This is a genomic window from Saccharibacter floricola DSM 15669 (assembly GCF_000378165.1).
Taxonomy (GTDB): Bacteria; Pseudomonadota; Alphaproteobacteria; order Acetobacterales; family Acetobacteraceae; genus Saccharibacter; species Saccharibacter floricola.
On the sequence record NZ_KB899336.1, the window covers coordinates 91508 to 113126 of the forward strand.

Here is a 21619-nt window from a genome sequence, read left to right on the forward strand (position 1 = left end):
CCATTGCACTCTGATGTCAAGAGAGAGATAACGCCTTTCATGGCCAATACGTATACACATCCCGACCCTCAAGAGCTTGATCTGATCAGCGTTCTGCGCGCCATTGCTGATCCTGTGCGCCTAGAACTGATTCAACATTTACATCAACTCGGAGAGGCTAATTGCAGCACACTTCTCGGCTCACGCCCTAAATCGAGCATGTCTCACCATTTCCAAGTGCTACGCGAAAATGGCATCCTTCATACACGCATTGATGGCGTTAATCACCGAAACACCCTCCGCCTTAACGAACTGGAAGAACGTTTCCCCGGCTTGATGAACGCCATCTTAGCAGCCTCTTCAAGGGGCTCCTGACCCTAGGTCAAATTCCGCTACGATTCGCGCTTGTTCAGGCACCCAAAGCACAACACGACCGCCCCCTTGAGGAGCCATCAATGTTACGGCTAGCGTCCCATCAGAGCGAGGAACAACAGCGCGGATCTGCTCTTCACCATGCCGAGGAAAAGTCAGCATAGCTGGCATCGTCGGAAGAGAAGCTACAGCCCCTGTCTCTGCATGAGCAGCCGCGTGCTCTGAGTGCGGATGCATCATGCGACTTACGATAACCCATAGCAAAGCAACTGTGCCAATAATAATCAGCACTCCCATAAAGATCACGAGCCCTGTGAGCCATTTTGGTGTCGAAAATTGCTGATTCGATTCGCCGTTTGGCCCGCTCTCAGCTAAACCCTGTTCTATGTCTGATGCTCCCATTTCTGATTCCTTCTCTGATACAACAGAAACGTCCTTCTCTTTCCGTGTAACGGCAGAGCAGGCCGGTCAACGCGCGGATCGCGTCCTTGCCGACGCTATCGGCACGCTTTCCCGCTCCCGGGTCAAGGCTTTGATTGAAGGCGGGCACTTCCAGTGCGATTCTGTAACACGCAAAGATCCCTCCCTCACGCTGCGTGAAGGCATGCTCCTCCAACTAATTCAACCTGCAGCAAAACCTGCACGTCCGATCGCAGAAGATATCCCGCTTTCTATTCTTTATGAAGATCGTGACCTGATTGTTCTTGATAAACCCGCAGGTCTGGTCGTTCACCCTGCCCCTGGCAACGAAACAGGAACACTCGTGAACGCTTTGCTCGGCCATTGCGGCCCCGATTTTGAAGGAATCGGCGGGGAAAAACGCCCAGGAATCGTGCATCGACTCGATAAAGATACGTCCGGTGTTATGGTTGTTGCTAAAACACCTCTGGCCCATGAAGCTCTCTCTAACGCCTTTGCTAACCGTGACATTCAACGTGTCTACCACGCCTTAGCGTGGGGGCTGCTCCCAGCAGAGGGCTCGTTTGAAGGCGCTATCGGACGCGATAAACGTGACCGGAAACGGATGACCGTCGTAAAACAAGGCGGAAAATATGCTTTGACACATTTCAAAACAAAAACTACTTTTCATAACGCTGTTTCTTTGGTTGAATGCCGTCTCGCAACAGGACGCACTCACCAGATCCGGGTGCATCTTTCCCAAGCGGGACATCCATTACTAGGCGACCCCACCTATCTACGCCGCATTCCTGCTGCAGCACGTTCTTTACCATCACCATTACGTGAAGCTGGGTTAGACTTCCCTCGTCAGGCTCTCCACGCGGCGACTCTAGGGTTTTATCATCCGCGGCATGGCAATTTTCTCCATTTTGAGACCCCATTTCCGCAAGATTTACAGGAGCTTACATCAATTATGGCAAAAAAATGATAGATTGAGCTTTAATTTGTGTTTGACTTATATAGGAAAACCTATTAGAAATTTAAGAAGTCTAGTTGATTAGACGCATCGCTAGAACGGATGTTCTTCTCCTTCATACCCTTCTCTTCCAATGGGGTGGGGTCTGGATGGAGCTCAGATCCTCACCTATTTGCGTCATTATTTGGAGAGTGAAGCATTCCACCTCTTACTGAATCAGCAAATTTCACTAAGAACGCTTCGCCATCTAAGCGCAAGGAGTCGAAACTTATGAAGTCTCCAATTGCTATTCCTTCCGTAGGGCCAGAAAACAACCTGTCCCGCTATCTACAGGAAATTCGTCGTTTCCCTCTGCTCACAGCTGAGGAAGAACTGGATTTGTCACGCCGCTGGCGCAAGAGCGAAGATCGTAAAGCAGCCCATCGACTTGTGACATCGCATCTGCGCTTAGTGGCGAAGATCGCTATGAGCTATCGTGGGTATGGATTGCCTGTAAGCGAGCTTATTAGCGAAGGCAATATTGGGGTTATGCAGGCCGTGCGCCGTTTTGACCCAGAACGCGGCTTCCGCTTGGCAACCTATGCAATGTGGTGGATTCGCGCCGCTATGCAGGAATATATTCTGCACAGCTGGTCACTCGTTAAAATGGGGACGACCGCTGCACAGAAAAAATTATTCTTCAATCTGCGTCGTCTTAAAGGCCAAATGCAGGCCTTTGATGAAGGAGACCTCAAGCCAGAACAGGTACAGCACGTCTCGAAAACACTTGGTGTGCCAGAACATGACGTTGTTTCTATGAATCAGCGCCTATCCTCTCCTGATCATAGCCTAAATGCCCCTCTTCGTGCTGATGGCGAGCGGGAATGGCAAGACTGGCTTGTTGACGATCAAGAAAGCCAAGAGGAAACACTCGCAAAATCTGAAGAACTCAATGGTCGCAAAGCTCTTCTTGCTGAAGCCATGAAGAACTTGAATGATCGTGAGCGACATATTTTGACGGAACGTCGCCTTAAAGAAGACCCTTCCACATTGGAAGAGCTCTCACATCAGTATCATGTTTCTCGTGAGCGGATTCGTCAGATTGAAGCACGCGCTATGGAGAAAATCCAAAAAGCGATGGCCTCTGCTGTTGAAGCACGGCGCCGTGAGCAAGGACTCGCGGCTTGAAACAAGGCACTTTTGAACAAAAAACAAAAGGCCTCAGAAAATTCTGGGGCCTTTTTTATGCTTTCAACATTGAACACAACGCATCACTAAGACAGATAGTATAAATTTCCTCACTCAATCACACTCTTCTCATACATCTCACTGATAAAAAAAGGGAAGAAGGCTTTTCAGCCTTCTCCCCTTTTCTCGCAAAAGAAGAAACGTGCTTCTTACTTAGCGCGCAGCACCTCAACACCTGGAAGCACTTTACCTTCCAGCCATTCGAGGAATGCACCACCAGCCGTGGAAACATAGCTCATCTTTGTATCGACACCTGCATGACGTAGTGCAGAGACTGTATCCCCACCGCCAGCAACCGTCAGAAGCTTACCTTCTTGCGTTAATTTAGCCGCTGCACGAGCAACTTCTACCGTTGCACGGTCGAAAGGCTCAATTTCGAAAGCACCTAGAGGACCATTCCAGACAAGTGTCTTCAATGTCTCTAAACGTTTTGAAATAAGCTCAGCCGTTTTTGGCCCTGCATCAAGAATCATAGTGTCATCAGGCACCTGATCCACAGGAACGACAGAGGATTCAGCCCCGGCTTTAAATTCACGCGACACAACAGCGTCAACTGGCAGAACCAAGTCGCAGCCTTTTTCCTTAGCACGAGCAGCGATTGTACGAGCTGTCTCGTGCATATCGCCTTCTTGCAAGGACTTACCAACCTTAACGCCTTCTGCCGCAAGGAAAGTATTGGCCATGGCACCGCCAATGAACAGCACATCCACGCGATCCAGAACGTTACCGATCAGATCAAGCTTCGTGGAAATCTTGGAACCACCGATCACAGCCCCGACAGGACGCTTCGGATTTTCCAGCGCTGCAGACAGAGCCTTCAGTTCAGCTTCCATCAAGCGACCAGCATACGCTGGCAGCAGACGCGCCACACCTTCTGTAGAAGCATGAGCACGATGAGCTGCTGAGAACGCATCATCCACATAAAGGTCGCCATTAGCAGCGAGCTCTTTGGAAAATGTTGGGTCGTTCTTTTCTTCGCCTTCATGGAAACGTGTGTTCTCTAAAAGAACAACATCACCATCTTGAAGCTTACCGACAGCATTTGCCGCTTCTGAACCGATGCAATCCTTCGCAAAAGCGACAGGACGTCCCAAAAGCTTAGCAAGACGTTCACCCACAGGTGCCAAAGACATCTCTGGAACGACTTTGCCTTTAGGGCGAGCAAAATGGCTCAGAAGGACGACTTTAGCGCCCTTCTCAACCAATTCACGAATTGTCGGCAGAACGCGCTCAATACGGGTTGTATCCGTGATCTTCCCGTCATGCATTGGCACATTCAGGTCGGCACGAAGAAGTACGCGTTTACCGCGTACCTCCACATCATTAAGCGTGCGAAAAGCCATAATTAGAGGCTCCCGAACAGTGCTGCCGTGTCAGCCATACGGTTTGAGAAACCCCATTCGTTATCATACCAAGCGCAGATACGAACAAGCTTACCGCCATCCACCATAGCTGTCTGTGTAGCATCGAAGGTTGAGGAGTATGGCACATGATTGAAGTCGTGGCTGACCAGAGCTTCAGTGTTGTAACCAAGGATACCCTTCAAGCGACCTTCAGAAGCTTCCTTCAGAGCCGCATTCACTTCGTCAACAGAACCTGGAAGGTTCTTCGGCACGAAGTCGAGAGACACGAGGGAAACGTTTGGTGTTGGAACACGGATTGCCGTGCCATCCAGACGACCTTGCAGCTGTGGCAGAACCAAGCCAACAGCACGAGCAGCGCCTGTTGATGTTGGAATGATGTTCATCGCTGCAGCACGTGCACGACGTGGGTCTTTGTGCAGTGTATCAATGGTGCGCTGATCACCCGTGTAAGAGTGGATCGTCACCATGTAACCACGCTCAATACCGAACTTCTCATCCAGAACAGAAGCCACTGGGGACAGACAGTTCGTGGTGCAAGACGCGTTAGAAATGATTTTCATATCTGGCGTCAGTGCATCGTTGTTCACACCGAACACGATGGTTGCATCAGCATCTTTACCTGGTGCAGAAATCACGACACGCTTTGCGCCAGCTTTCAGCAGAGCAGAAGCCTTTTCACGTGATGTGAAGAGCCCCGTGCACTCCATAGCAACATCAACGCCCTGCAGCGGAACTTCTTCAGGGTTACGGTGTGATGTCACCTTGATAGGGCCAATTGTACGACCTGCATGAGTTTTGATCAGCAGATTACCATCGACAACTTCGACCTCAGCTGGCAGACGGCCATGCACAGTGTCATATTTTAGGAGGTGCGCATTCGCCTCCACAGAACCGAGATCATTGATCAGTACCGGCTCTACGTCAGTACGCCCGCTCTCGATAATACCACGTAGCGCTAGACGTCCGATACGCCCGAACCCGTTGATTGCAATTTTAACGGCCATTGGTCGGTTCCTCCGATTAAACTTGGAACTAAAGACAGCACTATCCATAGCACCACTGCAACGAAGCGACAGGGGGGTAACGTAAGTTTTTCATGCATAGCCGCTTCCCTCTTGCTTAACCCTCTACTTCCTGTAAGAATTTCGTGTACTATGGCTAGTTCTGAAAAATTTTTCCCTCGGTGCGTCTCTCTCCTCACTCTTCCCCTCCTTTTTTCGTTGGTAGGGCTTGGGTTTCAGGGCTGCGCCCCGCTTGACCAGCGCACGTTCGACCCTAATGCAGGAAAACCACCCCATGTGCAGGTTGCGCAGCCCATGCCACCTAAAAAACAGCCCCCTTTCTTGCAGGTTGTAGAAGGTACACCGGAAAGCGATTATGCTGGGCCCATCGAGAAGGCCACAAAAATAGCGCTGAATCGTAAACCGAATGTTCTTTTCATCGTACAGGGCATAGCACCTATGCAAAACACGCCGGACAAACAGGCTCAGACTCTAAACAATCTAACGCAAAATCTTGCTGTACCCGTCACAAACCATATCGTGGCCGCCGGTGCACGCCCTGTCCAAATTGATATGCGAGTCACTACAGATCCTACCGCTCACCAAGCTATGGTACGCGTCAATGTCCGATAATCGTCCTTCTGCTGCCTGCGCCGTCCTCGTTCGTAATGCACAAACAACTATCCTAGAGTGGCTGTCTTGGCATCTTGCCCTTGGTTTTCAGCGCATCTTCGTTATCGACGCTGGCTCCCATGATGCAACAGAACGGCTTGTCCAACCCTTAACCCAAGACTGGCCCATTACGTGGGACGCACCAGAACTACCAGCCGACTTCTCCCCTGAAGAGCGCCGTTCAACACTCACCCGTCATGCACTAAGCCGCATGATTGGCGAGGAAGAATGGGTCACCGTTTTAGATGCTGATGAATATCTTGTCCCTGATACAGATCTGTCCACTTTACTAGAACATAGCGGGAATGCGGCAGGAATCGCCCTCAATTGGTGTGTTTATGGCACATCAGGGCATCGACAGAGGCCACGTGGCTCCCTCATTGGCACGTATTCATACCGTGCTCATGAAGCGTTACCAGACCATGGGTTCACGCGTCTGTTGGTTCGGAGCTCATATCTCACATCTCCCGATCACCAGACAGACCCTGAGACTTTAGACATTCCTGCCGAGCGATTGGTCACACCTAATGGAACAGTCGTGCAGGAAGGAGACCGTTCTCCACATTGGGAAGGTGGACGAATCTCTCATTTTATCTGCCCAGCCACGCACGACGCTGCAACGCTTCCTCCATCATTACGGCTGCATTTCGACCGTAATGACGTGCATGATCCTGCCCCTGCGTCATTGATTGCGGCAGCTCGTCATCATTTTAATGCATTATCGCGCACGCTCTTCAACGCTGGCACACAGGCTTTGCGGGCCATGGCGTTACGAGCAGCAGAAACGCAAAAACCACCCCAACCAGATCCCGATCTTGATTTGCCCGATCGCGCCCAACGGCCTGGGTTCTTCTATGAAAGAATGCGCCCGTCACGCAAAGATCAGCTGCTGCTCGTCCCACAAGCAGCGCCTCCCTATGGGATTACACGGGCTTTTCTTCTGCGTTCAGCAGGGGGCGCCTTGTTAGAAGCTGATCCTGCGGGGTCTCATCGGCCTGTGGTCGCCTTTATACAAGAGCAAAATCCGCGGCTCCTTTCATTAGTCGCCCGTGATGAGCGCGACTTCACTCTAGGAGATATTCCCTGCCCTTATGGCATAGCGACAGTGCTGTCACGCCGTACACATCGTCCAGAAATCTTCTCTCTCCCAGAAGAAGCAGGACATGGCGAAACGCTTTTTGAGGCCGTTCCTCTCCCAGAGATGGCCCCACCAGATTTTCTCCCTCTGCCGCCTCTAGACCGACGACAAGGGCTCAGCCTGAACGGCTTGCTAACATGGCTAGAAACACATCCTGAGGCACGCCCTCAAGATATACAGCGCACTATCTGCCTCCTTCCTCATGAAGAGGCACTGCAACTCGGGCAGAATATCCCCGAGTTGATCCCTTTTTTACCATAACAAGAAGATCATAGGTGCAGCACGACGGATGACCGAAACACACTACCTATCGGACATCTGTCGGTGCACATGACAAGACCGCACCTAAGGCCTGTACACCGATAAGGCTGTGCGGCTTCCTATGGTCATAAGCCGTATCAATGATATGTGCCCTAGAAACAACGATCTCATCAGCAGAATGAAGCTGTTTCCTTACGACCTTCTATCCGCCAGCTATGCCAGCCGGATGCAAGACAGACCGTCTGAACCATGACCCGATTGTGACATTGTCTCGCTATATCAAGAGTCTTGTAGAACTCTACTCACAGCGTTAATCGGCCGCGACGAGCAAGAATATGTTCACTCAGCACTGAACGATCATTCCTACGCAAGCGACCAAATTTTAAGACATAGAGAAGTTAAGACACCCTATCTACGCGCCCATATGAGTCCAATCAGAGCACTCCTGAACGCCAGGCGATAAACGCAACAGCGTCGAAACCCACAAGCAATAATGCTCCGATCACCATTCCAGTCATCACAGCTTTCGTTGTGCCCTGTCGCGCAGATTTTTCAGGCAGATCGGTGAGACGAGCAAGACTGGTACGTAATGCGCTAAGCTCTTCCTCTCGGGCACGCTCTTCCTCACGCCTTTCCCAGTATTGAGCACTTTCTTGGCGAATATACCGCCCAGCTTCTAGGGGAGATGCAAAGGCGTGATCAACGATATGCTGAGCAATCGTGCCACGTTGCTCTTCAATACGCAGCTCTGTTTCATCCGAATCATGCTGAAAAGCCAAAAGTCGGCACGCCTGAGAAAATGCCAGTGTTTTCAACACAGTTACATCCTCAAGCGTTGTTATAGACCCCTCAGCGGCAACCAACAGCACGATGTCCTCTTCTGCATGATGAATATGCCGCGCGAGTCGAGCGGCATCATCGATAGGAAGAGCCAGACGATGCACCGCTTCAGGGCGCCAAAAGCCACCAAAATGACGGCATAAACCTTCTAATGATTGAGCTGAAACCCCAATACCAATAACCAAAAGCGTCGCATCTCCACGATATGGGAAGGCATGCCGCCCTGATGGAAGGTCGCGCAATAAGCTTTGAACCGTATGAGCAGATGGGGAATTGAGACGCATACCGTGCTCGTGAGCACATAAGGTAAGCACTTCTAAACGTGCAACCAGATGATCCCGCACCAAACGCGCCCGCATAAAACCGGTTGCGCGTACGAGATCTCCTGGGCGAAGGCCGCTTTCATCAAGTACTGGAAGCGGCACCTCAAGGCGGATTTCAATTCCACCTTGTTGATCGATAAGAGGAAGTGATTCATGACGGCGCCATGTATCAGGCGGCACCTCTCCTAAACGACCAATAACAGTTAGAGGAATACTCCACTCATCAAAACGTGCACAGATGTCATTCAAACGTCGATCAAACAAGGTCTGAAATCGTGCTGGTGTCACGACCGCGAGAGACTTAACGTCTCTCGCTTCTATCGAAGCAGGTCGTGTACGTTTTGAAAAAGCTTCCATACTCCTCTTGATAGCATCAGCACTTAACGCTCGCTACTACCTCCAATCGGCGTATTCCGATGATGGAACAGAGCAGCAACAGCAATGATACTAAGAGCCACGAGACCAATCCCAGCTTCAAGGCGTGTTTCCGGCATCCACGCCATAGCAACGACGATACATGCGAAAAGCACGCAAGCAAGATAGGGAGCAAAACGCCCTTCTGGGTTGCTCTTAATCCGGGCTGCAACAATGAGAAAGTTATTAAACAACATCAGCACACCTGTCAGACTCAGCATAACAAAATATACTTCATCGTGAGACAAGGTCGATGCAAGGACGACGAGCACACCACCAACGAAGCAAGCGACCACAGCACGGCGAGGAAGCTGGCTTTTTGGATCAACCTTCAAAAAGAATTTTGGCCCATCACCACGCTCTGACATCTCAAAAAGAATACGTGACGTCACATAAAGAGCGGAGTTGAGTGAGGACAGCACCGCTGTCAGGATCACAATCCATACAAACTCACCGGCAAAAGGAATACCAACTTGGTGCAACACATCAAGGAATGGAGAATTCCCCGCATTCAGCGTTGTCCATGGGCGCATGGCCAGTACGAGAGCAATCGAGACAAGGAAAAAGCCTGCAATACGTACCGCAATCGTACGTGTAATACGCACAATATTCCCATCTGGATCGTCCGACTCAAGAGCAGCAACGGTGACAATCTCACTGCCATTCATAGAGAAGAAGATGGTTGGCACAACAGCCAAAACGGCTAGCCAGCCTTTAGGAACCAATCCACCGAAGTCAAAGATATTGTGATGGATCGGCACAGCAGGTCCTAAGCCCAAGGCTCCACGGATAATGACCCAAAGTGTAATAACAACGAAAACGCCAATAGCGATTAATTTAATGAGCGAGAACCAGTACTCAAACTCGCCATACCCCTTAACAGACATCAGGTTAATGGCTGTCATAATCGCCAGAACAATAATTTCTAGCGTCACAACAGGGATGGCAATGCCATAGGGCAGTAAGAAGTCGTGGATCATATTAGCGCCAAACAGCACCTCTGCACCCAAAACGACAACCCATGTGAGCCAATATGCCCAACCCGCTAGAAAGCCAATACGCTCTCCAAGATGATTACGAATTTGGGTCATGAACGACCCACTCTCACGACCACCCTGTAGAGCAAGATCACGAATAGACAAATTGATCAAATAGACCAACAAGCCTGAAATAATATAGGATATGAAAACGGCAGGACCCGTCTTCAGAATAGCAGCCGCGGCTCCAATAAAGAAGCCTGCCCCTACCATCCCTCCTAAAGAGATCATCAAAATGTGACGAGCGCTTAGCGATGACGCCAGCTTTTCTTGATTCGCCATAGCATCTTCCTTTTTCCTCTATTCCGGAAAAATATAGCAGCCATGCGCGCAACACATAAGTGGGTTGACGGCGCAAATCTGCTCCGTCCTCCAAAATCTACCCAAAATAACCGGCCAGAGCCTGAAGGTCGGTATCAATCAGAAATCAATATCCTCTGAATGCGGCAAAAACTGCCTCATACGTCTCGGGCTTAAAGCCGACCCACACACCACGTTCCGTAGTAACGACAGGACGGCGGATCACCGTAGGGTTAGCTAGCATTAGATGTATAGCCTTTCCTTCGTTAAGGCTTTGCTTGTCTTCCGCCGGCAACTGACGAAAAGTCATGCTCGAACGATTAAGAAGCTTTTCCCATCCTACTAATCTGATCCATCTTGTCAAAGTTTCTTGATCGAAACCATCTTTCCTAAGATCATGGAAACGATACATGACATGATGATCATCAAGCCATTGCATGGATTTTTTAACGGTTGAACAGTTTCGAATCCCGTAAAGGGTTACAGTACAGCCCATGAAACCTTTTCTTTCGAAGAGACATAGTACGACAAGGTACTTTCTCTCCCGGTACGACCCGCAGGTTTGTTTTGACCATATTGGAACACAGAACCTCTTCTTTACAAGGCTCTAGCACAACAAAGCTAGAATAATGACAACGCGATCGTATCATATGCCAAAGAAGAAGAACGGCCAGTTATCACAAAAGTGTAGAATGATCATCATCCTACATTAATCCTTAAACCATACACCACGCGTAACATGTGGTGACATGGTGCTGCTGGCGAGGATTGAACTCGCGACCTCTCCCTTACCAAGGGAGTGCTCTACCACTGAGCTACAGCAGCATGTGTTCCTTGGCGGGCTTCCTAGCCTGTTCTAGCCCGCCATGCAAGCCCCTTAATCGTCACGATACACTTTTTCGTGTCTTTCATGACGCTCTTGAGCCTCTAACGACAAGGTAGCAATCGGGCGTGCTTCAAGCCGCTGAAGCCCAATTGGCTCCCCAGTTTCTTCGCAATAGCCGTAGCTCCCGTCTTCTATACGAGCGAGCGCCATATCAATTTTTACGATAAGTTTGCGGGCACGATCTCGCGTACGCAGTTCAAAAGCGCGATCTGTTTCCACGGTAGCACGATCCGTCATATCGGCTTCGTGAATACCACCCTCTGAAAGGCTTGCTAACGTATCACCCGCTTCTCTTAGCAACTCTCCCCGCCAATGCAAAAGCTTCTGGCGGAAATACTCTAGCTGCCGTTCATTCATGAATTCTTCACTATCGGATGGACGATAATCTGGCGAGAGCGTGATCATGCGCAATTCCCTGTCCTGGACGCATCACCATCACCTCACCGCTCTACCATTGAACGATACAAGAGAAGGTGATCGCTTGGATGTATATCGTCCAACGTCCTTTTCGCCAAGGGCTTGCTCGCCAATTAAGGCGCAAAAATCATGGTAAAAGCCAAAGACTGGCCAACCGCACTCTAATTTTGTGCTAATAAGCGCCGACTTGCACGCACACGAACGACGCGGCGGCGCTCCATATCCAACACCTCAAACAACCATCCTGAAAAGACGACCTTATCACCTTTGGCCGGTACACGTCTGAGCAATGCCATAATCGCCCCCCCAAGCGTGTGATAGGTCGCCGAGTCAGGCAATGGTGGGATGTCCAACTTAGACGATACCTCATCAGCGGGCATAACCCCGTCTAATACATACTCCTCCACGCCTTCTTCACGCCTCAACGGCTGAAGAGGCGCAGATTCTGCGCTATCATCCCCAATAATGGCCTCAAACACGTCTGAAGGGGTCACAATCCCTTCAAAAGACCCATATTCATCCAGCACAAAGACAATACCTAAAGAGATCCCCTTCAGGCGCTCAATCATTCCTTGAGCGGTTAAGCTATCTGGAATAACGGGCGGAGTTCTCAACACAGCATCAATCGCCACAGGGAGGCCTAATAGAAGGCGATCCATAATGTCTTTGGCTAAAATAACCCCAACCGGATGATCCACATCGCCATCACACACCACAATCCGCCCATAAGAAGACTGACGAAGTTTGCGCACAATGGTTTCTTGAGAGGCACGGCGGTCGATCCAAAAAAGATCATTTCGCGGCGTCATAATTGCCCGCACCGGACGATCTGCTAGACGAAGCAAACGCTCAATAATCGCCCGCTCTTCTGTCTCCAGAATACCGGCACGCATCCCTTCGGCCAAGACAGCACGTAGCTCCTCTTCCGTCACACTTTCACGCGCTAGCGGGCCAATCCCCATCAATCGTAAAACACATGAAGACGCTTGGCTAAGAAGCCAAACGATCGGTTTGGTAATCCATGCCAACACAACCAAAAAGCGAGACAAGCGAATCGCGATCATTTCAGGACGTTGCAGAGCGATCTGCTTTGGTACCAGCTCCCCAAAAACCAGCATGGCACAGGTAATAAGCGCAACAACAAGGCCTATGGAAAGCTCATCAGCAAAGGGCCGCAACACACCAATGGTGCTAATCCAACGACGCACATGCTCTTCAATTTGGCTTCCCCCAAACGCCCCCTCCACGATGGAGACTAAGGTCATCCCAATTTGCACTGTAGGGAGGAAATTATGAGGCCGTTCAGCCAGTTTTAAAGCCTGCTCAGCACCAGGAACACCCGCACGCGACAGATGAAGCAAACGCGGCTTTTTAGCGGATATTAAAGCCAGTTCCCCCGTGGCAAAAACACCATTGAGAACAATCAGGAGAATAACCGTAAGTAAAGGGATGACCATGGATGGGAAGCCTAGCAGATAAAGTGATCATACACCTTATCTGCTCGCTTATATGCTCCTTTTATTCAGCTGCAGAAGACTTCTGGGATTCAACATCCTTACCATTGACCCGCACACGTGGCCCACGGCTTGGCTTGCCCTTTGTTTCCAGACGTTCCATCTGCTCAGAAACTTGGGCATCGTAACCGTATTCTGCTGGGCGCTGATGAGCCAAAGAAATTTCAGGAGCCATCGGCTTCTCAGTCTCTGGCCCTGTGAGAGCAACCTTAATGAAGTGCCAAGGACGTTTCACCGCATCCATCACAGCGGTTGCCTCGTAACCTGAGTGCACCATGCAGTCAGCGCATTTCTCATACGCGCCTGTGCCATAGTCATCCCAAGCTGTGTCTTCCATCAGCTCTTTAAAGGTTTTAGCGTAGCCTTCACCGAGCAGATAGCAAGGACGTTGCCACCCAAAGACGGTCCGCAATGGCTTCCCCCAAGGGGTGCATTTGTAATTCTCATTCCCCGCTAAGAAGTTGAGAAAGAGCGGAGACTGCGTAAAGCGCCATTTCTTCCCTTTCCCGTAACGGAAAATATCACGGAATAACGTCTTGGTTTTCTGACGGTTTAAGAAATGCTCTTGGTCAGGTGCACGCTCGTACGCATAACCCGGAGCCGTCATGACGCCATCAACGCCCATTTCCATCACTGAGTCAAAGAAATCAGCTGCCTTTTTAGGGTCAACTCCATCAAAGAACGTGCAGTTAATGGAAATGCGGAAACCTTTAGATTTCGCTAAACGAATCGCAGCAACAGCGCGCTCATACACACCATCTTGGCAGACAGACGAATCATGCATTTGCTGATCGCCGTCCAAATGAACATCCCATGAGAAAAACGGAGAAGGCTTATAATCCTTCAGCTTTTTCTCAAGAAGCAGCGCATTCGTGCACAGATAAACGTATTTTTTACGCTCAACCAGCCCTTCTACAATTTGAGGCATTTCTTTGTGCAGCAGCGGCTCCCCACCAGCGATGGCGATAATAGGAGCACCCGCTTCAGCATCAGCATCCAAACATTCTTGCAAGCTCATACGCTGGTTAAGAATTTTTGCTGGATAATCAATTTTACCACAGCCCGCGCAAGCCAGATTGCAGCGGAACAGCGGCTCAAGCATCAACACGAGCGGGTAACGCTTACGCCCTGTCAGATGCTGCTTGAGAACGTACCGTCCAACTCGGACAGCCTGCATTAAGGGTACGGCCATTATAATCCTCTGATCACTCTCTAGGGTTGCACTCCGGCGCACCCCGGATCTTTATGCTTAACCTCACGTAACGACCGAGCGGGAAAATCGCACCTCCAGTCACATTCCCCAGCACTCGCTGAAGCCGGACCAGGTGCAGCCACGCGTCACCGACTACGGTAAACGCCACGTAATATGGAGATGCTATACAATCTCGAGGATCGGTCCTTCAATGTCTTATCGCCATATTCTTGCAATAACTGTATCATATCTAACACAGCCCTAGACGTTACTGCCCTTTAGGAGCAGCTTAGTGAGGAGAACCCCTTGCGAAAAATCCTACTTAGGAGGAAGAGCATGTGCATGATTCGTTGTTTAATGACTGACACTATCCGTTCAACCCTACTTGCCAGTAGCCTTTTGGTGGCAGCAAGCGTGCCATTTTACCTGACCGCACCTCAAGCAGAAGCTGCGGCCACTGTGAACAACGCAGCACCGAACGCAGCTGTACAGACACTTTATGACGCTCTGCAACGCGCCCAATCTCGCGCAGGCATTCCAGAACGGCGCGCCATTATCGCTCCGGCTGTCGATCAAGCCTTTGACCTCAACGCAATTCTGCGCCGCTCTATCGGCTTGCGCTATGACCGTTTGAGTGATGGGGAGCGTGCCCAGCTGCTCGGAGCCTTCCGAACATTCACGATCGCGCGCTATGCAGCAACCTTTAAGCCTGGCTCGGAAGCCGCTTTTTCCGTTACCGCCGGCACAGACCCCAACCCAACGGGCGGTGTGATCCTTCATACCTCTCTCCGCGGGAAATCAGACCCAGCAAGCGAAGCAACGCCCATTGACTATGTGATGACACAAACCCCACAAGGTTGGCGTATTACAGACGTTCTCCTTGACGGACATATTAGCCAGGTAGGGGCTCAACGCTCTGATTTTAAAACCATTTTCGGACAAGGCGGAGCACGCGGTCTCGCTCAGTCCCTAACGACTAAGGCTGATAATTTCTTACATGAATAAGACCGCTCATGCCACACAGCACTGCCTTCTCAAACAAGGCAGTGCTGCTTATCTTCACTTTATAGCGCCTCGTTGCCTTTATAGTTCCAAATCAGGATAGCGTTGCGCCATGCTGCCATTTCTTTCGTCTGTATCGTTCATCAGTGGTGCCTTATCTGTTGCTGGGCAATGTCAGAGCCTTTTAGGCTCTGTTTTGCTTTCCCGCTTTGTTCACCTCCGCAACAGAGAAGAACACTCTGCGCCATTTAAAACAGACGATCACGCAGCCTCTTGGCCCAAAATTAGTGTTCTCAAACCCCTTCATGGGGACGAACCTCTCCTTGAGGAGGCGCTAGAAAGCTTCTTCAAGCAAGATTATCCAGAATATGAGCTTGTATTTGGTGTTCAGCGCACTGACGACCCAGCACTTGCCGTTATCGAACGCCTCCGCACACGTTATCCGGCCCAGCCTGTTTTTGTTGTATGCGATTCGACCGATCATGGCCCTAACCGTAAGGTTGGTAATCTCATCAATATGCAGCAGGCCTGCCATCATGATGTCTTTGTTATTTCAGACTCAGATATTCATGTGGAGCCTCAGTATCTGCGCCATATCGCGTCAACCTTGCTCCAGTCCGAAACACAGCTTGTGACCACTTTGTACGCGGGCCTACCTGCAAGCACACAACTGGCACGTCTCTTTGGGGCGCATAGTATCAACGCCAATTTTCTCCCCGGTGTGATGATGTCCCGCCTTTTAGGACGGCAAGACTGTTTGGGAGCCACCATGGCCCTCACCCGCCAACGTCTTGACGAAGTCGGCGGTTTTACATCTCTTGTGGCCCATATTGCCGATGATTCAGAACTGGGAAATCGTATTCTCCGCCAACAAGGGACCATTGCCCTGGCCCCTACCTTATGTCTCACCACCGTAGCGGAAAATAATTTTCGTGAGCTTATTAGCCACGAAATTCGTTGGGGACGTACAGTGCGCAGCATTGAACCAGTTGGTTATGCCTGCTCTTCTCTGCAACTTCCCCTTTTTTGGGCTACTCTTTGTGTCGCCTTTGCCCCAACCTCCCCTCTATCGTGGGGCCTCTTCATCGGGGGATGGCTTTTGCGCAGCTTCACAACGCAGCACACAGCCCGTTTGACGAAATGCTCTCTTCCCGGCATTTTCCCGTATCTCGTTTTGCGTGATTGGCTTTCTGCCGCCGTGATGCTTGCCAGTGCATGTGGCTCACGCGTTGCATGGCGCGGCCGAACAGTCCATATCACTCGCAACACAACGCACACATCGTCGCGTCGTCATACACACACACCACCCGACCCTTCCTCTCCGACCGTCAACGGACCCGGCGTCGACAGGTCAGACATCAACAGGAGCGTCCGATCATGATGAGAACTCTTTTCCTTCAGCCCCCGTCATTTGATGGATTCGATGGCGGGGCGGGGTCACGTTATCAAGCTAAACGTGAAATTCGCTCTTTCTGGTATCCAACATGGCTCGCACAGCCTGCCGCACTCGTTCCGGGTTCTCGTCTTATTGACGCTCCACCGGCCAAGATGGGCATGGGGCCCATTCTTGAGGATGTGAAAAATCGTGATCTGGTGATCATGCATACCTCCACACCCTCGTTTAATTCCGACGTACGCGTTGCACGCATGCTCAAGGACGTTAATCCGAAGCTTAAAATTGGGATGGTCGGTGCAAAAGTCGCCGTGCAACCCAATGAGAGCCTTGCCCAGGGTGAACCGATTGATTTCGTCGCGCGTAATGAGTTCGACTTCACCATTAAGGACATTGCTGAAGGCAAGCCGTTTGCTGAAGTGGACGGGATCACATGGCGCAATGATGATGGCGAGATCATCACCAATAAGGATCGTGAGATCATTGAAGATATGGACTGCCTGCCCTTCGTGACAGAAGTCTATAAGCGTGACCTCAAGATTGAAGACTACTTCATCGGCTATCTCAAGCACCCCTATATCTCCATCTATACAGGGCGTGGTTGTAAGTCACGCTGCTCTTTCTGCCTGTGGCCGCAAACGGTTGGTGGGCACCGTTACCGCACGCGCAGCCCAGAGCATGTCGCAGCAGAAATTCGCCTCGCGAAGCAATATTTCCCGCAGGTCAAAGAATTCTTCTTTGATGATGACACCTTCACCGATGACCTTCCACGTGCAGAAGCTATTGCCCGTGAACTTGGGAAGATGAACATCACATGGTCTTGTAACGCAAAGGCCAATGTGCCTTACAAGACCTTGAAAATTCTACGTGATAACGGGCTGCGCCTTCTTCTTGTTGGGTATGAAAGCGGCAATCAGCAAATCCTTCACAACATTAAGAAGGGGATGCGCATTGAGGTTGCCCGTGAGTTTACTGAAAACTGTCGCAAACTCGGGATCAAGATTCACGGAACCTTCATTGTTGGCCTTCCGGGGGAAACACAGGAGACAATCCGCGAATCGATCAATTTTGCTAAAGAGATCAACCCACATACCCTTCAGGTTTCTCTCGCAGCACCCTATCCGGGCACGTTGCTGCATAAGCAAGCAACAGAAAATGGTTGGTTCAATGAATCTGAAGCTGAGCTGATTGATGATGACGGTGTGCAGATCGCACCACTGCATTATCCTCACCTCTCTCATGAAGAAATCTTCAAAAGTGTTGAGACCTTCTATCGGGAATTCTATTTCCGTCCATCCAAGATCTTCTCCATTCTCAATGAGATGATCCGTGACCCACAAATGATGAAACGTCGCTTGCGTGAAGGTGTGGAGTTCTTCCAATTCCTGCGCCAACGTCACACATCCTAAAAGGCGCGGCGTTACCTCACGTCTCACCATGATAAAGGGGGGATGGCTGTCAGCCTTCCCCCTTTTTTAGCGCTTTGATGAACGAGTTCTCCAATGGCTTCTTCCCCGCTTTCCCCCCGTCGCGCCATCATTTCAGCCGATGATTTCGGTATGAGTTATGAGGTTAACGAAGCCATTGAATGCGCTCATCGTAACGGTGTGCTCACCACGACCAGTCTCATGGTCGCTGCACCCGCTGCTGAAGATGCGCTTAGGCGGGCACGCCGCCTTCCCTCTCTCAAGGTCGGCCTGCATCTTGTCACGATTGAAGGGGATTCAGTCTTAAAGCTGCCTGCTATTACGGATGACGATGGGTGGTTTGGCCGCGACCAGCTCAAGCTCGGGGTAGAGTATTTTTTCTCTCCACGCGCACGTTCTGCCATGAAACGCGAGATTGAGGCACAGTTCCGCGCCTTTTCACGTACGGGAATCCCTCTTGATCACGCGAATGCTCATAAGCATATGCACCTCCACCCCACTATTGGACGGATGCTAATTGAAACAGGACAGGTGCATGGCCTTAAAGCAGTACGCACCCCTGCTGAACCCGCCGCACCTTTGGGGATGCAGACCTCCATAGGAGACCGCGCCCTCTGGTACTGGACGCATTTGCTCCGTGCTCAGATTCGTCACGCAAAGATGAAAACGAACGACTCATGCTTTGGCTTGCGTTGGTCTGGCCATATGACCCCACAACGCATTCAAAGCCTCATTCCCCGCCTTCCTGCCGGAGTGAGTGAAATTTACTTTCATCCCGCAACCGCACAAAATGCCTCAATGGCAGCACTCATGCCTGGCTATGATCAGGAAGGGGAACTTGCCGCATTGCTCGCCCCCCAAACGCGGGAGCTTCTTGAGCAACACAGCATTCAGCCCATCGGCTGGAGTGACCTTTAAACGCTCAGGTCAAAAGATTCATCGGGACGAGCCCCTAGGCGGGTAATCACCGCTCCTGCTGCTTTATTGCCCAGATCCACACATTCTGGCAGCGTTTTGTCACGGCTATAACCCGCAAGGAAACCCGCCGCAAACGCATCGCCCGCTCCCGTTGTATCGACAACATTCACCGGCTGTGTAGGCACGTCATGGCGCTCCTGCCCCGTTTGCACAACGGCACCATCTGCACCACGTGTTACCACCACCAGCGCAACATCCTGAGCCGCCCGCTTAAGCGCCTCATCAAAAGATTCGGTTTCATAAAGGGCTAGAATTTCAGCTTCATTCGCAAAAAGAATATCAATCGACTCTTTTACCAAACGACGGAATGCTGCGTGATGACGCTGAATGCAAAAACTATCAGACAACGTTAAGGCTGTTTTACGCCCTGCTTTATGCGCAAGCTCTGCTGCGCGATAAAACGCCTCTTGTGCATGTGGCCGATCAAAGAGATATCCTTCCAGATACGTCACGGCAGACTGAGCGACAATGTCTTCCTGCACATCGCTCGGTGTGAATTCAACGCAGGCTCCCAGATAGGTAAACATGGTGCGTTGCCCATCAGGCGTCACCAACACGATACAACGCGCTGTTGGAATCTCCTCTTGCCCATCCGTTTTTTTCAGCGGATAAGACGGGAAGGCAATGCTCTGTGCGTGCATATCACGGGTGAAATCATCACCAGCGTGATCATCTGCGACCTTGCCCAAATAAGCTGTCTGAGTTCCCATCCGTGCGGCAACAACGGCCGTGTTGGCAGCAGACCCCCCACCAGATACATGCTCAATAGACACGCGTTGTTGAATTTTTGCCATCGTCTCTGTGTCAATGAGCGTCATACTGCCAGCTGTTGCCCCGAGCTCTGTGATAACATTCGCATCAACAGAGGCCAGCATATCAACAATGGCATTACCCACACATAAAAGATCATAACGTGCTGGTTGAGCAGGATGAGACATAAGCGTTCCACTTTATCTGAGAGAATAAGGAATAAGCCGCACCATACCGCCCCCATCGGTCAAATCAACGGATAAGGAGCGAATGAGCCGAAAAGATCACCATAAGCTCGGAAAAACTCTTTTCTATCACGAGAGTCGCTTGTCGCACCCTACAAGACGCGTATAAGATTTTCTTCACCTATCCTGTCTATAAGTGAATCCATTCATCATCTTATCAGGATATCACTCTGGATCTCGTCCATCTTCTTTCCATTACCCCATAAGCATGGGGGACATATAGCGAGGTAGCCTTGCTTACACCTTCTTCTCAGAACGATAGCTCTACGTCCCACAGTTCTGGGGACTCCACCCCGCAACACCCTACGACTCCACGGAGCTCAGGCTCCTTACGAAATGCTAGAGATAATATGTCCCTCTCGACATCCCGCTCTCCGTCCTTAGCGGCACGTGCTCGTCAACGTCCGTCCGACCTCCACCATGATGGGCGCCCTAAACATAATTTCTCCCGCACGCTCGTCATCCATCGTGGCATACATATTCAAGGGGTCGTCCAAGACGTTGAAAAACTAGTCGTGGAAGGCACGATGGAAACCGACCATTTAACAGCCAAAGAACTCGTCATCGCCCATGGCGGCCGCTTCCAAGGCACAGCTGATATTGAAGTCGCTGAAATTTCTGGAATTCTTGACGGTGAACTCACCGCCAAAGCGAGTCTACAAGTCTGTGCGACAGGACGCCTCAACGGCAATGCAGCTTGTCGTCGTCTGCAGGTCGAAGATGGTGGTGAGATCAGCGGCAAGATTGAAATGCTCTCAACCATTCCTCAAACCAAAATCTCCAAAGAAGATGAGACTGACAACGAGCACGAAAGTCAGGAGTAATTAAAAAGCCGCCCTTGAAAGGGCGGCTTTTCCATCGTACCGTTCTAAGCTTACGTCTAATGACGTCGATCGCGAATCTTTACATACGCAACAGCCGCATGCTCTGCACAATAAGGCTTTCCTGGTAAAGGCGTTGCCCCGCAAAAGTGAAACCCTGGCGTGCCCGGATCACCATGCGGCCATTGGCACGATGGGCCACGGCGCGTTGCACGATCCATCGCTTCCCGCACACGACGAGGCGGCGCCATCTTCCGTGGTGGTGCAACCGGACGTGTCGGCTCAGTCGACGCTGTCGTTGCCCGTGATGCAGCTGGTTTTGTAGGGGCAGCCCCTTTCTCACCGGAAACAGCCGCTGGAGAGGAAGGCGCTTCCTTAGCAGCAGAGACCTTTTTCTCCTCAGAAGACGGAGCACTCTTGCCGCCTTCTAAAGGCAAGCTTGCAGTTTCTTGCGATGTTTTCTTTTTACGTGATGTTGTGCTCCGCTTGCGTGGAGGCGTGCTCCCATCCTCAGAAGAGCGATTACGAATAGGCGACGGACGGGGAGGAAGCTCCAGACGATGCGCCTTCCCAACAACAGCATTCTTCGTAATGGAAAGCTGACGGCCAATCTCAGCCGTCGATAACCCCTGACTCCATAAATCCCGAAGTCTGGCGATCAGTTCCTCTGTCCATTCCATAGCCTTCGGCT

The 21619-nt window shown here is 50.8% G+C and carries 21 protein-coding genes and 1 tRNA gene; 10 read left to right on the forward strand and 12 right to left on the reverse strand.

The genetic code is table 11. From position 1 onward, the window contains the following. Nucleotides 1-39: 39 nt before the first annotated feature. Nucleotides 40-354, forward strand: coding sequence for an ArsR/SmtB family transcription factor (locus F457_RS0104965; protein WP_018980034.1), 315 nt, complete (start codon nt 40-42; stop codon nt 352-354). Here F457_RS0104965 and F457_RS12225 read toward each other — a convergent pair. Then, a complete protein-coding gene (locus F457_RS12225; protein ID WP_156809351.1) occupies nt 340-753 on the reverse strand; it encodes a hypothetical protein in 414 nt (137 codons plus the stop codon). The genes F457_RS0104965 and F457_RS12225 overlap by 15 nt on opposite strands. Between F457_RS12225 and F457_RS0104980 the strand changes: the two genes are divergently transcribed. Together F457_RS0104980 and rpoH are read left to right on the forward strand one after the other, a co-directional pair. After that, nucleotides 737-1738, forward strand: coding sequence for an RluA family pseudouridine synthase (locus F457_RS0104980; RefSeq protein ID WP_018980036.1), 1002 nt, complete (start codon nt 737-739; stop codon nt 1736-1738). The genes F457_RS12225 and F457_RS0104980 overlap by 17 nt on opposite strands. Nucleotides 1739-1996: 258 nt before the next feature. Then, complete coding sequence (rpoH, locus tag F457_RS0104985) at nt 1997-2893, forward strand: RNA polymerase sigma factor RpoH (protein ID WP_018980037.1); 897 nt, start codon at nt 1997-1999, stop codon at nt 2891-2893. A 209-nt stretch (nt 2894-3102) separates the two neighbouring features. On the opposite strand, the gene F457_RS0104990 is transcribed toward rpoH, so the two are convergent. Further along, nucleotides 3103-4296: a phosphoglycerate kinase gene (locus F457_RS0104990; protein WP_018980038.1), complete on the reverse strand. Its 1194-nt coding sequence runs from the start codon at nt 4294-4296 to the stop codon at nt 3103-3105. Nucleotides 4297-4298: 2 nt separating this feature from the next. After that, nucleotides 4299-5321, reverse strand: coding sequence for a type I glyceraldehyde-3-phosphate dehydrogenase (gene gap, locus F457_RS0104995; protein WP_018980039.1), 1023 nt, complete (start codon nt 5319-5321; stop codon nt 4299-4301). Nucleotides 5322-5471: 150 nt separating this feature from the next. On the opposite strand from gap, the gene F457_RS0105000 reads away from it, so the two are divergent. Continuing rightward, nucleotides 5472-5951: a hypothetical protein gene (locus F457_RS0105000; RefSeq protein ID WP_018980040.1), complete on the forward strand. Its 480-nt coding sequence runs from the start codon at nt 5472-5474 to the stop codon at nt 5949-5951. Then, complete coding sequence (locus tag F457_RS0105005) at nt 5941-7389, forward strand: glycosyltransferase family 2 protein (RefSeq protein WP_018980041.1); 1449 nt, start codon at nt 5941-5943, stop codon at nt 7387-7389. The genes F457_RS0105000 and F457_RS0105005 overlap by 11 nt, the downstream gene beginning before the upstream one ends. Nucleotides 7390-7823: 434 nt before the next feature. On the opposite strand, the gene F457_RS0105010 is transcribed toward F457_RS0105005, so the two are convergent. The 7 genes from F457_RS0105010 to hpnH form a co-directional block, all read right to left on the reverse strand. Continuing rightward, entirely contained in the window at nt 7824-8909 is a 1086-nt protein-coding gene (locus F457_RS0105010; protein WP_018980042.1) for a hypothetical protein, read from the reverse strand. A gap of 23 nt (nt 8910-8932) precedes the next feature. Beyond that, a complete protein-coding gene (locus tag F457_RS0105015) occupies nt 8933-10285 on the reverse strand; it encodes an amino acid permease (RefSeq protein WP_018980043.1) in 1353 nt (450 codons plus the stop codon). Nucleotides 10286-10430: 145 nt separating this feature from the next. Next, nucleotides 10431-10799 (reverse strand): arsenate reductase, encoded by a 369-nt coding sequence (locus F457_RS0105020; protein ID WP_018980044.1) that lies wholly within the window; start codon nt 10797-10799, stop codon nt 10431-10433. A gap of 254 nt (nt 10800-11053) precedes the next feature. Then, nucleotides 11054-11128: transfer RNA gene (locus tag F457_RS0105025), tRNA-Thr, on the reverse strand. A 52-nt stretch (nt 11129-11180) separates the two neighbouring features. Further along, a complete protein-coding gene (gene dksA, locus F457_RS0105030; protein WP_018980045.1) occupies nt 11181-11594 on the reverse strand; it encodes an RNA polymerase-binding protein DksA in 414 nt (137 codons plus the stop codon). Between the two features lie 173 nt (nt 11595-11767). After that, nucleotides 11768-13063, reverse strand: coding sequence for a hemolysin family protein (locus F457_RS0105035; protein WP_018980046.1), 1296 nt, complete (start codon nt 13061-13063; stop codon nt 11768-11770). Nucleotides 13064-13124: 61 nt separating this feature from the next. Beyond that, a complete protein-coding gene (hpnH, locus tag F457_RS0105040) occupies nt 13125-14312 on the reverse strand; it encodes an adenosyl-hopene transferase HpnH (RefSeq protein WP_018980047.1) in 1188 nt (395 codons plus the stop codon). Nucleotides 14313-14654: 342 nt separating this feature from the next. On the opposite strand from hpnH, the gene F457_RS0105045 reads away from it, so the two are divergent. The 4 genes from F457_RS0105045 to hpnK all read left to right on the forward strand — a co-directional run bounded on the left by F457_RS0105045 (nt 14655) and on the right by hpnK (nt 19052). Further along, a complete protein-coding gene (locus F457_RS0105045) occupies nt 14655-15317 on the forward strand; it encodes an ABC transporter substrate-binding protein (protein ID WP_018980048.1) in 663 nt (220 codons plus the stop codon). A gap of 109 nt (nt 15318-15426) precedes the next feature. After that, nucleotides 15427-16695: a bacteriohopanetetrol glucosamine biosynthesis glycosyltransferase HpnI gene (gene hpnI / locus F457_RS12230; RefSeq protein WP_018980049.1), complete on the forward strand. Its 1269-nt coding sequence runs from the start codon at nt 15427-15429 to the stop codon at nt 16693-16695. Continuing rightward, nucleotides 16692-18116, forward strand: a complete 1425-nt coding sequence (gene hpnJ, locus F457_RS0105055; RefSeq protein WP_018980050.1) for a hopanoid biosynthesis associated radical SAM protein HpnJ — start codon at nt 16692-16694, stop codon at nt 18114-18116. The genes hpnI and hpnJ overlap by 4 nt, the downstream gene beginning before the upstream one ends. 93 nt (nt 18117-18209) lie before the next feature. Then, nucleotides 18210-19052: a hopanoid biosynthesis-associated protein HpnK gene (hpnK, locus tag F457_RS0105060; RefSeq protein ID WP_018980051.1), complete on the forward strand. Its 843-nt coding sequence runs from the start codon at nt 18210-18212 to the stop codon at nt 19050-19052. Here the strand turns inward: hpnK and F457_RS0105065 are convergent. Further along, nucleotides 19049-20050, reverse strand: a complete 1002-nt coding sequence (locus tag F457_RS0105065; protein ID WP_018980052.1) for an adenosine kinase — start codon at nt 20048-20050, stop codon at nt 19049-19051. The two genes, hpnK and F457_RS0105065, sit on opposite strands and share 4 nt — an antisense overlap. A 407-nt stretch (nt 20051-20457) precedes the next feature. Here F457_RS0105065 and F457_RS12235 point away from each other — a divergent pair, with 407 nt between their 5' ends. After that, nucleotides 20458-20931, forward strand: coding sequence for a bactofilin family protein (locus tag F457_RS12235; protein WP_018980053.1), 474 nt, complete (start codon nt 20458-20460; stop codon nt 20929-20931). 56 nt (nt 20932-20987) lie between these two features. Here F457_RS12235 and F457_RS0105075 read toward each other — a convergent pair whose 3' ends face one another. After that, the gene (locus tag F457_RS0105075; RefSeq protein WP_018980054.1) at nt 20988-21608 is read right to left on the reverse strand and encodes a GcrA family cell cycle regulator; all 621 of its coding nucleotides are present in this window, start codon (nt 21606-21608) and stop codon (nt 20988-20990) included. Nucleotides 21609-21619 lie beyond the last annotated feature (11 nt).

Coding starts and splice junctions, on each gene's coding strand:
- F457_RS0104990 (WP_018980038.1), bottom strand. CDS start 4,296: ATGGCTTTTCGCACGCTTAATGATGTGGAGGTACGCGGTAAACGCGTA.
- F457_RS0105075 (WP_018980054.1), bottom strand. CDS start 21,608: ATGGAATGGACAGAGGAACTGATCGCCAGACTTCGGGATTTATGGAGT.
- hpnJ (WP_018980050.1), top strand. CDS start 16,692: ATGATGAGAACTCTTTTCCTTCAGCCCCCGTCATTTGATGGATTCGAT.
- F457_RS0105000 (WP_018980040.1), top strand. CDS start 5,472: ATGGCTAGTTCTGAAAAATTTTTCCCTCGGTGCGTCTCTCTCCTCACT.
- rpoH (WP_018980037.1), top strand. CDS start 1,997: ATGAAGTCTCCAATTGCTATTCCTTCCGTAGGGCCAGAAAACAACCTG.
- hpnI (WP_018980049.1), top strand. CDS start 15,427: ATGCTGCCATTTCTTTCGTCTGTATCGTTCATCAGTGGTGCCTTATCT.
- F457_RS0105065 (WP_018980052.1), bottom strand. CDS start 20,050: ATGTCTCATCCTGCTCAACCAGCACGTTATGATCTTTTATGTGTGGGT.
- F457_RS12235 (WP_018980053.1), top strand. CDS start 20,458: ATGTCCCTCTCGACATCCCGCTCTCCGTCCTTAGCGGCACGTGCTCGT.
- F457_RS0105020 (WP_018980044.1), bottom strand. CDS start 10,799: ATGGGCTGTACTGTAACCCTTTACGGGATTCGAAACTGTTCAACCGTT.
- F457_RS0104965 (WP_018980034.1), top strand. CDS start 40: ATGGCCAATACGTATACACATCCCGACCCTCAAGAGCTTGATCTGATC.
- F457_RS0105035 (WP_018980046.1), bottom strand. CDS start 13,063: ATGGTCATCCCTTTACTTACGGTTATTCTCCTGATTGTTCTCAATGGT.
- F457_RS0105045 (WP_018980048.1), top strand. CDS start 14,655: ATGATTCGTTGTTTAATGACTGACACTATCCGTTCAACCCTACTTGCC.
- dksA (WP_018980045.1), bottom strand. CDS start 11,594: ATGATCACGCTCTCGCCAGATTATCGTCCATCCGATAGTGAAGAATTC.
- F457_RS12225 (WP_156809351.1), bottom strand. CDS start 753: ATGGGAGCATCAGACATAGAACAGGGTTTAGCTGAGAGCGGGCCAAAC.
- F457_RS0105005 (WP_018980041.1), top strand. CDS start 5,941: ATGTCCGATAATCGTCCTTCTGCTGCCTGCGCCGTCCTCGTTCGTAAT.
- gap (WP_018980039.1), bottom strand. CDS start 5,321: ATGGCCGTTAAAATTGCAATCAACGGGTTCGGGCGTATCGGACGTCTA.
- hpnH (WP_018980047.1), bottom strand. CDS start 14,312: ATGGCCGTACCCTTAATGCAGGCTGTCCGAGTTGGACGGTACGTTCTC.
- F457_RS0104980 (WP_018980036.1), top strand. CDS start 737: ATGTCTGATGCTCCCATTTCTGATTCCTTCTCTGATACAACAGAAACG.
- F457_RS0105015 (WP_018980043.1), bottom strand. CDS start 10,285: ATGGCGAATCAAGAAAAGCTGGCGTCATCGCTAAGCGCTCGTCACATT.
- hpnK (WP_018980051.1), top strand. CDS start 18,210: ATGGCTTCTTCCCCGCTTTCCCCCCGTCGCGCCATCATTTCAGCCGAT.
- F457_RS0105010 (WP_018980042.1), bottom strand. CDS start 8,909: ATGGAAGCTTTTTCAAAACGTACACGACCTGCTTCGATAGAAGCGAGA.